Origin of the sequence: Gimesia aquarii (genome assembly GCF_007748175.1) — a bacterium.
Taxonomy (GTDB): domain Bacteria; phylum Planctomycetota; class Planctomycetia; order Planctomycetales; family Planctomycetaceae; genus Gimesia; species Gimesia aquarii_A.
Map to the genome: position 1 here is coordinate 6,068,772 of NZ_CP037422.1, position 12,358 is coordinate 6,081,129.

Annotated in this window: 9 protein-coding genes; 4 read left to right on the plus strand and 5 right to left on the minus strand. The window is 47.4% G+C overall.

The window, feature by feature from the left end:
• Window positions 1-36: 36 nt before the first annotated feature.
• Complete coding sequence (locus V202x_RS23005) at window positions 37-1,092, plus strand: YheT family hydrolase (RefSeq protein ID WP_145179166.1); 1,056 nt, start codon at window positions 37-39, stop codon at window positions 1,090-1,092.
• A 27-nt stretch (window positions 1,093-1,119) separates the two neighbouring features.
• Here the strand turns inward: V202x_RS23005 and V202x_RS23010 are convergent, their stop codons facing one another.
• Together V202x_RS23010 and V202x_RS23015 are read right to left on the minus strand one after the other, a co-directional pair.
• The gene (locus V202x_RS23010; protein ID WP_145179167.1) at window positions 1,120-2,556 is read right to left on the minus strand and encodes an aldehyde dehydrogenase family protein; all 1,437 of its coding nucleotides are present in this window, start codon (window positions 2,554-2,556) and stop codon (window positions 1,120-1,122) included.
• 152 nt (window positions 2,557-2,708) lie between these two features.
• Window positions 2,709-3,812, minus strand: a complete 1,104-nt coding sequence (locus tag V202x_RS23015) for a hypothetical protein (RefSeq protein ID WP_145180763.1) — start codon at window positions 3,810-3,812, stop codon at window positions 2,709-2,711.
• A 412-nt stretch (window positions 3,813-4,224) separates the two neighbouring features.
• Here V202x_RS23015 and V202x_RS23020 point away from each other — a divergent pair, with 412 nt between their 5' ends.
• The gene (locus V202x_RS23020) at window positions 4,225-4,800 is read left to right on the plus strand and encodes a GNAT family N-acetyltransferase (protein ID WP_232098654.1); all 576 of its coding nucleotides are present in this window, start codon (window positions 4,225-4,227) and stop codon (window positions 4,798-4,800) included.
• 34 nt (window positions 4,801-4,834) lie between these two features.
• Here the strand turns inward: V202x_RS23020 and V202x_RS23025 are convergent, their stop codons facing one another.
• Complete coding sequence (locus V202x_RS23025; protein WP_232098657.1) at window positions 4,835-6,250, minus strand: mandelate racemase/muconate lactonizing enzyme family protein; 1,416 nt, start codon at window positions 6,248-6,250, stop codon at window positions 4,835-4,837.
• 388 nt (window positions 6,251-6,638) lie between these two features.
• On the opposite strand from V202x_RS23025, the gene V202x_RS23030 reads away from it, so the two are divergent.
• On the plus strand, window positions 6,639-7,889 hold the full coding sequence (locus tag V202x_RS23030) for a M16 family metallopeptidase (protein WP_145179168.1): 1,251 nt from the start codon (window positions 6,639-6,641) through the stop codon (window positions 7,887-7,889).
• Window positions 7,876-9,111, plus strand: coding sequence for a M16 family metallopeptidase (locus V202x_RS23035; protein ID WP_145179169.1), 1,236 nt, complete (start codon window positions 7,876-7,878; stop codon window positions 9,109-9,111). The genes V202x_RS23030 and V202x_RS23035 overlap by 14 nt, the downstream gene beginning before the upstream one ends.
• Window positions 9,112-9,197: 86 nt before the next feature.
• Here V202x_RS23035 and V202x_RS23040 read toward each other — a convergent pair whose 3' ends face one another.
• A complete protein-coding gene (locus V202x_RS23040) occupies window positions 9,198-11,762 on the minus strand; it encodes a toll/interleukin-1 receptor domain-containing protein (protein ID WP_145179170.1) in 2,565 nt (854 codons plus the stop codon).
• A 217-nt stretch (window positions 11,763-11,979) separates the two neighbouring features.
• On the minus strand, window positions 11,980-12,219 hold the full coding sequence (locus V202x_RS23045; RefSeq protein ID WP_145179171.1) for a hypothetical protein: 240 nt from the start codon (window positions 12,217-12,219) through the stop codon (window positions 11,980-11,982).
• Between the last annotated feature and the right edge of the window lie 139 nt (window positions 12,220-12,358).

Here is a 12,358-nt window from a genome sequence, read left to right on the forward strand (position 1 = left end):
GTCCCAACTCGAGAGCGTTCTGCAGGACAGGACAGAATGAAGAGTGATTTGGAATTTCCACTATTTATTCCACACCGATTTTATCGAAATCCGCACCTGCAAACGATTGTAGGGCAATTTCACTCGCGGATTAAAACCAGCTATCAGGCTGAGCAGCACAGCTGCCGCTTGCCTGATAATGATCTGCTGATCCTGCACGACGATTGTCCCGGTAATTGGATGCTGGGAGATCGTGTTGTCATTTTACTACACGGTCTCTCGGGGTGTCACGGCAGCTCCTACATGATTCGCATGGCGCACAAACTCAATCAAAAGGGAGTGCGCGTTTTTCGGATGGATTTACGAGGTTGCGGAGCAGGGACCGGATTAGCAAAATCTCCCTATCATGCCGGCAGCTTCCTGGACTTGCAAGTTGCTCTTGAACGCATCGAGTCGTTGTGTCCTCGTTCACCCATCGGTATCGCGGGCTTTTCACTTGGTGGTACAATCACCCTGAATTTTTTGGGGAGATACGCTGCTTCGTCTGATCTGGTAGACCGCGCAGTGGTCCTCAATCCTCCGTTACAATTATCCGAGAGCGTGAAAGTCTTCGGCAGACCTTTATTTGGAAGATACCAACGGCACTTCGTCAGTAATCTGATTAAACATGTCCGGAAATCACATCTCTTTAAAGAACATACACATAAGATTTCGGGAGAGAACTACCCCAGGAGCATGCTCGCTTTTGACGATCAATTCACGGCACCTCTTGCCGGGTTTGAATCGGCAGAAGATTATTATTCACAATGCAGTCCTGCAGAAGTCCTGAAAGAGATCAGTGTCCCCACATTAATCATCTCAGCACAGGATGATCCTCTGGTTCCTGTCACAACATACCAGGATGCACTGGAAAATTTGTCAGATCACGACAAAGTGACTCTGCACTTGACCAGGCATGGTGGTCACCTGGGTTATATCTCCGGTCCCACATCGGACCCCGACCCGCGCTGGTCAGACTGGCGCATCATGGATTGGCTGCTCTGTGAATCACCTGAAAGCCTCGCAGGCCAAATTCGGGAGCGCTCTCGCCAACCGCTTGCACAGTCGGCCTGATCACAGGATGTGAAACAGGGCCGTATGCTAATGTGCGGCCGGTGCTTCATTCTGGAATGCACGTGCACGGTAGAGGAACTCGACAATATTCCCTTCGTGCGGCTGTAACCAGTTCAGTGCATTTGTCTTGATCGGCCCGATGTTGAGCCGGTCAATATGAGTCGCATCGAGCAACTGCTGGGACCATTGCTGGTCTTCGGTAATCGCCGTACAAACTAACGTTGGTCCGATTTTCCTCAACATCTCTTTTTGATCGCATTGTACGACCGACGCCATCGGAAACATGTACTCCGTATTTGCCAGGGTGGCATCCGTGTTCGCACAATGCACAATGGTCGGTCTGAGGTAATCGCACCGTTCCAACTCAATGAGCCGCTCGCCATCCCGATACTTCGCAGTCACTTCAGTCACTCCCGGTTCACTCAAACCGGTTTCAATTTGACCATTCATTGCTTTGGCAGCACCAGTCATTGTGAAGGCAGCCAGTGGTGCTTCAGGATCAGTCATCGATGTCGGTCCGGCTGGTCCGATGCGTTTTGCAATCGCATCCGCAATCGCTTCGGTATGTCGCGATGCCCAAACACCGGAGGCATTAATACAACTGCGACCGCCGTTCTGGAAAATACTATCCACCAGCAAGTCCAGATAGTCTTCCCAACGGTCGACCACATCGTCACCCAGTAGAATTTTACTGAAACCGGGGCCATGTGCCTGGACGTTCGGATTTCCTTTATACTTATCAATGGTCTGTTGACCGCCGAATAACATCACCCGCTGGCAGAGCTCAGTGACTGTCGAACCGACATCATGCGGTCCCGGATAAACAGAAATACATTCACGGGGAATACCAGCCTGATAGAAGGCTTCGGTCATCCGATAGGGAGTCCAGGGTTCAGACGATCCTGGCTTAAGCACAAGCCCAACCTGCATCGGCAGAATCGGCATCCACAGTGTATGTACTCCAGGGGAGTTCGATGGCAATACGAGACCCAGAACTGGTGAATTCGCCTGATAACTCATCATCACGCCACGTTCTTCTTTGCCGTATCCACGGGTTAAAATATCCAGTGGCAGGCCGCGTGTCAGAGAATCGAGAATCGATTCCATGTTCTCCAGCACGAAGGAAATCTTTTTCATATTTCCGGCACACATCCACTCTGGCATTCCGGTACTGGCAGATTGAATGCGACAAAATTCTTCGGGTGTCTGCTTTCCATTGCCTAAAGGAAGCTCCGCTGTCATATAAAGATCGGCAGCGTTCTTGCAAATTTCCAGCAGTTTTGAACAGGGAATTTCACGCAGTAAATCGCGGGCACGCTGTGCTTTTCGCATGTCCATTTTGACCAGACCCGCGTTGGCCTGATGGACTTTGGCCAAAGGTTCGCCCGTTTCAAAATGAACGACTTCCTGTTGATCAAAACTTTCGTAAGGTTTTCCCCAGCGAAGTACAGGTATTTCCAACACGACGGCTTTCCTTTGTGAATAGAACGCGAGTCAAATGCGATCTCGCATTAAGGCAAATGTTTCAAAACTTAATATAGTCACTCGCAGACGAACCACAATTTGACTGACAAGACAGACATCAGCAAATCAGATCGCCAATACAGACGAGTTGATTAATAAACGCCCACAGTCGTTGACTGGGCAATCTTATGATACGGACGCACGCCACTCACTCCATCCCACGGATACTTCTCGTGAGGTACTTCACGTTCGCCTTCATCTCGTTCCAGAAAGCCGGGGATAAACAGTTCTTTGGTCATCGTGAACAGTTTCACGCGGCCTGTTTCGCCGTAACCAACGACTTTTGTATGATCGTCGAAATCGACAACACGAATCACAGCTCGCGGCTGCGGTGCGTAGTAAGTAATTTTATAGTCATCAGCAGGATCAAAGGGACGACCGCAAGCCAGACCCATTAACGTGTTTCCATAAGTCGGGGTAATGTAAACGTTTTCTCCCAGCAATTCTTCACGGGCGAAACGATACCATTGCTGCGTGAATTCGGTTCCACCACAGAAGATACCTTTGATACCGGCTTCTTCAATACTCGAACCTTCATCCATCAATCGCATCGCCAGCGCTTCGAGTAGCTTCGGAGTGGTAAACATGCATTTGATGTCATGACCGGCTCCTAAAATCGCCATTGCCTGATCGATGACATGTGCGCTGTACTCTTTCACTTCATCAATCTTACCCTTCTTGATCAGTTTGACCACCCACCGAGGATCCAGGTCGACACAAAATGAAATCCCGCCGCGGTATTGCGCGAGGTGCTCAACAGCCAGTCGCAGACGGCGCGGACCAGAGGGACCGAGCATTAACCAGTTGGAGCCTTTAGGAAACGACTCATCGGGCAGGGTGTCACTGAAATTTTCATAGTCAATGCGGAAATCGTCAATCACGACGCGCGACTTGGGAATGCCCGTGGTGCCCCCGGTTTCGAAGACATAGGTCGGTTTCCCGAGTAATGCTTTGGGGATCCAACGGTCGACGGGTCCGCCCCGCAGTTCATCATCTTCAAACAGAGGGAACTTGTTTAAATCTTCGAAACAGTTCACGTCGGTCAAAGGATTGAAATCGAGCGTTTTGGCTTTTTCCAGCCAATAGGGAGAACCGGTTTCCGGACTGAAGTGCCACTGAACAGACTCACGAGTATGAGCATCTAATGCTTCCTGATTCTGTTTTACCAATTCGTCGAGGTTGTTATTGTCTGTCACTGTGGGAATTACTCCAAACAGGGAAGGAAAAGCGGCGGGGAACATGACACGTTCACCAGGAAACGTGTACTCAGATTTCATTTTAGAGCATTCAGCCTGATTTTCAACTAAGGAACCTAACGACTATTTGGGAACAGCATAAACCGCTGGGAAACTTCAGTGAAAGTAGGTAGAAAAGAAAGCAAATCCGCATTTTTTTGAGACGAATAGAGTTAACCCGCATTTTGATTACATTGGGTGTACGACACGAATTACATACAGCAGACACGATGCATCCGCTTCATGGAGAAAATAGGACGATTCCACCGCAAATCAGGTCTCCCAATTGACAGTAGTATAGAGTATGGTAGAATTTCCTATGTTGCTGTTGGACCGGTTCTCAGTGCGGCTCCTCATTTCCTGTGAGACTCTCATGGATTTTACCGATACGTATTTTCGTAGATTTCGAATGGAGATCGATTTATACAATGCGCGTCTGGAGGATTCCAAACTCCCCGACGGGTATCGCTGGTGTCCCTGGGAACTCACCACCGTCGATCGCCATGCGATCGTCAAATACCACAGCTTCAAATCAGAATTGGATGCCAAGGTGTTTCCCTGTCTTGGCGAATACGAGGGTTGCCACAAATTGATGACCGATATTTCTCGCCAGCGCAACTTTCTGGCGACGGGCACCTGGCTGATTACCTGGGACGGTATGGGCAATGAAGATCCCGTCGACTGTGGAACGATTCAAGCCATCGTGCCCAGTAAGATCATGGGTGCGGTTCAGAATGTGGGCATCACCCCCAAACATCGCGGCATGGGATTGGGCCGAGCCCTGGTCAATAAATGTCTGATCGGATTCCGCGAAGCGGGTATGAAACGTGTGTACCTGGAAGTCACCGCCGACAACGAACCGGCGATCAACCTCTATCGCTCAATCGGTTTTCGCCTCACACGGACTCTCTACAAACCAAGCCAACACGTGGAAGCCCCCTCCTATTAAAGAGAGTATCCGCGTAAGGGTATGTCTTTTTGCTTTACCCTTTAATTAAGAATGGTTGTTGGCTGGCTTTGCGATACAGTTCTTTCCATTCTTTCGAGCCATCGTTCGGAACCAGACGTGTATCGACACCACGTTCGAAGAAGGGAACCTTTCCTTCCTGCCCTGCGGTGAGTACAAAATTCACTTCACCCGTGTTACCGAAATACATCTTCCGGCCATCTTTCCATGTCGTTTCGATTAAACGAGGCGGGTCCGGGCGAGCGGACGGTTTTTTGACGCGGAGTTTTTCAATCAAATCACGATCCAGTTCATAGCCCAGTCCCGGCTTATCGGGAACTTGGGCAAATCCGTCTTTGACGACAATCGGTTCGGTTAACAGATTGTGCTTATAAAGCTGGTGACAATTTACTGCTGGCCACGTCGCATGGCTCAGAACTCCACCAAAATGCAATGAGAAGGCAGCGGTAATTCCCGTGCCGACTAATTGTAACCAGAACGGTTTGTCCGCCATCGCAGCGACTGCTCCGGCGGCCATCAGCTCACTGGCTCCGTGACCAATCACAAAACCATCGCAGATGTTTTCGCGAATCGCAATCAGTGGACTGGGGATCCCATAATGCATGGCGATATTCACATCGGTGGCCGCCATCAACTTTTTGTTTCCGGCGATGTCGGTTTGAAAGATGGGAGACTCAAAAATATCGACCTGCGGGAACTCGGCCAGATCTTTCAGAATCGGAATCGCCCGCTTAGCATCGAGCAACGTATCGTTGAAGTCCATGTCGATTTTGAAGTTCTCGGGAACGACTTTGCTCGCCTCTTCGACTTGCGCCCAGACATCGAACCATGGACGGCCTTTGGTTTTGTAGGACATATAGCCCTGCTTATAAGCCTCGGCACATTCCAGAGCCATATCTTTGACCGAAGTATCGATGTTCCACCAGGAGAGGGGAGTCTGCTCATTAATCTTCTTTCCCAGTAATGCGTGCACGGGAACCTCGGCTGCTTTCGCGACCGCATCGAATAGAGCCATTTGCAGACCGGCTCCCAATTCGTCATCCCACATTAACTCGGCGGCATTCTTGCCTTGCGCCTGCTGCACCGCCTCGTCGGACGTCGCATTCCAGGTATAGTAGAGCAGGGTCTCACCGAAACCGACATGGCCCGATTTTAAATGCACTTCGATAATTTCGGTATAAGCCCAATGCGGCAATTCACGCGCCATGTTCCGGGCAGGCACTTCCCGAAAGGGAACTTTCACCGTGGTTCGCTCGATACGTTCGATTTGTAAATGCTTCTTTGCTACCCGTTTTTCTGCTGCCTGCACAGAATGGGAAATCGTGGTCAGAATTCCGGAACCTGCAACGCCGGCCAGACTGGTTGCCAAAAATTTTCTTCGGGAGATTCGGTTCGTTGTAAACATTGTTATCGATTGATTCTGTGCGTGCACCAAATGATTCCTTGATTCGGGATTCCCCATTTGGGTTGAACTGAGTCGAGCCTGGACCCGCTCCAGACCTGTTTCACTTCCCATCCTAACATCGCGTCCCCCCCTTGCGTCCAGCGCCGAGCGATTTTTTCTGTTATTTTTTGCCACCGCGGAAGTTCGTAGCTCATACGGACTCTGTACAAATCGAGTCGGTAGATTCCGTCTTCTTCTTTGTGAATCAAACTACCAATTCGCTCTGGCAATCGCTAAGATCGCGAAGTTAATATTGATATTGAAATGGGTTCGCAGGAGGCAACGGGCCACCACAGGCCGTTCAACATGAGCGAGGATTGTGCCTGCTTCCCAAGATCCTTGAAATCATAAAACAAGAAGGAAGGTTGCCCCCCGCATGGGTAAACAACTGATTCAAACGCATCAATTTTCGAACGGCTTAACGCTGGTCATGGAATCGATGCAAAATGTTCAATCGGCCGCATTTTCACTCATGGTTCCGGGCGGCAGTATTTACGATCAACCAAATCGACATGGAACCGCCAGTATCCTTTCCGATCTCATCACCCGTGGTGCCGGTCCCTATGATAGTCAGCAGCTTTCCAGTGCCCTCGATAACCTGGGCGTCCAGCGGCACGAAGGTGCTTCGAGTGCCCACATTACATTTAGTGGCGCCACTCTCGCGGACAATCTGGCCGAGACGTTCAAAATCTATAGCGAGATTCTCAAAGCACCGCATTTGCCTGAGAACCAATTTGATGCTTCCAGAGCAGGGGCCGAACAGGCGCTGCTCTCCGTGGAGGATGATCCACGACAAAAGGCAATGGTCGAATTAAAACGGCGGTCCTTTCCCGCGCCCTGGGGTCTGCCCAGTGATGGTGAGCTGGCTTCACTCCCCCATATCACGATTGAAGACGTCAAACGACATTATGAAACCTGTTTTCATCCGAATGAAATGATTATCGGAGTCGCGGGAAAAATCGACTTTGACGAGATTCAGCAATTAGTCGAAGAGACCTTTGGTTCCTGGAAGTCCAGCGACATCAGCGAAGAGCCGGCGATGGTCTTCGACGACGAAAAGGTGTTCTTCACAAAACAGGAGACAACACAAACCCATCTTGGCATCGCCTACGATGCGGTGCCTTACGGCCATCCCGACTATTACACTTCCTGGGCCGCCGTTGGTATCTTAAGTGGCGGCATGAGTTCCCGACTCTTTACCGAAGTCCGCGAGAAACGGGGATTGTGCTACACCGTGTCCGCTTCACTGACCGGCATGCCGGGACTGGGGCGTGTGCTCTGTTATGCAGGCACCACATCGGAACGTGCTCAGGAAACATTGGATGTCACAATACAGGAATTACTTCGTCTGAGCGAGGGCATTGAAGAATCGGAACTTGAGCGCTGTAAAGCACGCGCGAAAAGTTCGCTGATCATGTCGCAGGAGTCCACGTCGTCGCGTGCGTCTTCCATTGCCCGCGACTGGTTCTATCTCAAACGCGTGACCACACTCGATCAGGTCAATGACGAAATTCAAAAACTGACAATACAGCGCGTGCTCGATTATACCCATGCGTATCCCGCCAGGAATTTCACTATCTTAACGATCGGCCCCCAACCCTTAGAGGTTCCCAGTGATATTTCATAACACACAACTCGAGAACGGACTGCAGATCATTGCAGAACTCAACCCGCATGCCCACAGCGTAGCCATCGGCTATTTCGTACGCACCGGCGCACGCGATGAAGTCATGCCCGTTTCGGGCGTCAGCCATTTTCTGGAACACATGGCCTTTAAAGGGAACGAAAAATATTCTGCCGACGATGTGAATCGCATCTTCGATGAGATCGGCGCCAACTACAACGCCTCGACCAGCGAAGAAATTACGCTTTACTATGGTTCCTTTCTCCCGGAATACATCGGCACGGCAATGGAGTTGCTCTCCACCTTGATCTATCCTACCTTACGACAGGACGATTTTGACATCGAGAAAAAAGTGATCCTGGAAGAGATCGGCATGTACGACGATCTGCACAGTTTCACCGCGTATGAAAAAGTGATGCAGGCGCATTTCCAGGGGCATCCGCTGGGACAAAGCATCCTGGGTTCGGTGCAATCGATCACCGATCTCACTTCGGAACAAATGCGTGCGTATCACGCCAAACAGTACATGGCCGGCAATATCACACTCGCCATCGCGGGCAACGCCGACTGGGATCAGATTCTCGAATTGGTGCACCAGTTCTGTGACGTCTGGCCCGCCGGTTCTACAGACCGGCCCACCGACGAAGCCAAACCGACTCCCGGCGCACAGATCATCACAGAAAAACCAATTCAGCAACAGCACATTATGCAACTGGCCCCCGCACCCGCGGCAAAAGACCCGCTGCGACTGGCGGCCGAATTACTTTCGGTGATCATCGGCGACGATTCCAACAGCCGCATGTTCTGGACGCTGGTCGATCCCGGCTTAGCCGAATCCGCCGAACTCGGCTTCAACGAATACGACGGCAGCGGCACCTGGCTGACCTATCTCTGTTCCGATCCCGAATTGACTCAAAGCAACCTCAAACTGATTCAACAAATCTACAACGAAGTCAACACCAACAGCATCACCCAGGAAGAACTAGACCGCGCCAAAAACAAAATCGCCTCGCGTCTGGTTCTAAGAAGCGAACGCCCGATGGGCCGCCTGTCATCCTTAGGCGGCAACTGGGTCTACCGCCAGGAATATGTTTCGGTGGAAGATGACCTAAAACTGCTTAATGGTGTGACGCTGGATGCGATTCGAGAACTGCTCAAAAAATATCCGCTGGGGCATAGTACAACGGCGGCGGTAGGGCCGATGGCTAACGTAATTGTGGATTAAGATATTCAGAATTGATATATCAAATGTAATAAATTACGGCAAATACTTAGAGGCATTCCATTTTGGTAACGGATGGCCCCCATACTTTATTGTGCTTGTTTATCACACCCACTTTGCTTCTCTTTTAATTGTTCATAATTTTTAATCACAATCTTCGTATCCGGATGCTCTGGACCAAAGGTTAATTTTAAAATGTTGATCGTCTGTAGATAATTTTGAGCGGCCTCATCATAGCGTCCCTGGTCCATGAAAAGGTTAGCTAAATTGTTTATTGTTACGGCAAAGTGCGGATGTGTGATGCCTAATACAGTTTGATAAATATCTTTTGCTTGAAGATAAAGTTCTTCGGCATCTGAAAAACGCCCCTGACTTTTATAATAAACAGCAAGGTCATTCAGGGACAAAGCAAAGTCTGGATGTCTTTCCCCCAAGGCTGTTCGGCGTATTTCCATTGCCTGGAGAAAGAATTGTTCGGCCTCAGCATAACGTTTTTGGCTTATATATACTCTGGCTAAATTATGGAGTGAAGCCGCAAAGTAATGATGGTTTTCACCTAACACCGAACGATAAATATCTATTGCTTGGAGATAAAGTTCTTCAGCATCTACACACCTCTTTTGGCAAAAATAAAGATAAGCTAGATCGTGGATGGATTGGGCATAGGATGTATGATTCTCCCCAAAAACAGAACGGCGAATTTTTATTGCTTGGAGAAGAAGTGGTTTGGCATCTGTGAAACGTCCCTGAATCATATAAGTACTAGCGAGGTCATTGAGAGAAGTACCGAATAATGGATGGTCTTCTTCTAATACAGAATGACAGATTTCTAATGCTTGGAGAAAGAGTGAATTAGCTTCCAAATATTCACCAATATCACATAAAAAACGACCGTATTTACATAACAACTCTCCACTGTATTCTGTTTCAATTTTTAATTGTTCGATATAACCAGTTGCTACTAAACATTGTAATGTGAAACGACGACAAGTTGACCAATTACTAAAATCAGGATGGGGATAAATTGCATTCATGGCATTCACAACTCGAACTATCCACTTCTGCTCCTCATTCTCAGAACGTACTTCTGCTTTCATGACTTCCTGTACAAGACGGTGAATGCTGAATTCTTCTTCTCCAGGAGCCAAGTTAATCAGCGAATAATTTGCGAGTGGTTGGAGCAGTTCAACAACTGCCAACATGGGATCCTCAAATTGCCTTATGAACTTGTGGATAGAGTCACCTAAGAAACTGGCGCCTTCAGCAATCAATTCATGCGGTATAGCATCGGGAGCAAGAAAAGCGCTAAAACGAAGTAAATCAGCAGTTGCTTCTGATTGTTGTCTGATTGCTTCGAAATTCATCGACCATGTTGTTTGAACCGATTTCGGATACTCTCCCAAAACTGGTTTCTGCTTTGCCAACAGATCAAGTTTTGAACGTTGATAGTTCTCCAAATATCTCTTAAAAGTAAGGGACGATTCATGTATATAAGCTCCGGCTTGCTCCAGAGCCAAAGGTAGCCCATCTAACTCTTTTGCTAATTGCTCAGCGAAATCCTTTTCTGAATCTTCCAATTCTCTGGCAATTCTTTCAATCAGAAAATCCGTTGCTTCATTGAGAGGTAGTTTTTCAACTTCAATCGGTTTTAGGATTCCCAGTGAGTCAAAAGTATGAGCCCTAGATGTAAGAATAATATGCCCCTGAGGTTGTGGGGGTAAAAACGACTTTAATAGTTTTGGATCATCCGCATTATCAAAAATTAGTAACCAATTAGGATTCTGCTCCATCCACTGCTGAAAAGCATAGATAGCAGTCTGCGGTTGCGAGTCATCAAAGGGAACGCGCAGCTTTTGGCATAATTCGACGTAGCTGTTTACGATTTGCAGCTTTGGCTCAGTTTCTTCGGCTATAGACCCCTCGTCGCTTTTAGAAAACTTGTTTGACAACTGAACCCAGAATACATGCTCGTATTCATATTGATATAGGTAGGCGTATTTAACGGCGAGCTGTGTTTTCCCAATTCCACCCAATCCACGAATAGCTTGTGTTAAAGCTGCTTTTTTTCCAGAGATCAGTCGTTCTCGAAGCTTTTGAAGTTCCTCATCCCGACCCGTAAAAAGAGGATTCTCACGAAACGGGACATCAAAGACTTTTAATAGCTCGTTTTTCGCTACAGAACTTGATGATAAATCTTGATCTGATATTTTCTTGTCTACGTTTTTAAGAAATTTTAGAACTTCAATAAGTTTTGAGATTGCTGTTTGAATCGTGCAGTTTTCTGAAATAATTAAACTATGTTTTAGCCGAAGGCCATAAGGAATTTCATTACTTTCTCTGCATTCATCATCTAAATAAATAGGGATTATCCTGTGGCCATTTGGATTTTTCCGAGCATAAGCAATTGCCGCTGCTATTTCTTCGCGTTGATAATAGGCAGCTCCTGTCTTAGACGAGATTAGGACAACAGTAATCAGTGATTGCTTCTGCGCTTTGGATAAAGCTATATCCCAATCATCACCAAGAATCAATGATTTAGAATCAAGGAAGACCTGGGAATGGTTTTGAAGTCCATCATAAAATTGTTTTGCTATTTCTTTGTCACTTCCAGCATGAGCAATAAAAAAATCCCATTTTATCATTTGGTGAGACATCAGCCCATTTCTTTCGATTGACAATCAATAACAATACTACCAGAACATGAACTTAACTACACATTGTAGTATTCTGGCCTGGGAAGATCACGATGTCAAATTGAGCGTTCGAGATTCTCCAGCCTAATAACTATTATACTAAATGAGATTTTTCAGGAACCATATTCATTTTTGAAAATTTATGTTTGCTACACGAAGAAGTTTCAGAAAGGTAATTTCAGACGAATAATAGAGTTAAAACCAAACTGATTATGGCACCAACAATTCCACCAAGTACATATTCTCGTGCTTTGGATTTCCATTTCTGTGAATATTCTTGAGCTTCTTTCAGATCATTAACTTGATCTTCGAGACTGTTGATATTTTTCTTTATTGATTCGACGGATTCAGGAACTTCCAGTAGCATTTCTTTTTTTTGGTATCGCTCCATCATCACTTCATCATATAGTCGACTCATCGATTTTACTCCTGAATGTACCTAGTATCATACTGCTTATACGCACCTCTAAATGTTAAGAAATCTTCTACTTGATTAGAACGAAGTTATCAGAAAAAAGATCATTTAGAGCAATGATTATTTACGAGAAATTACCAGT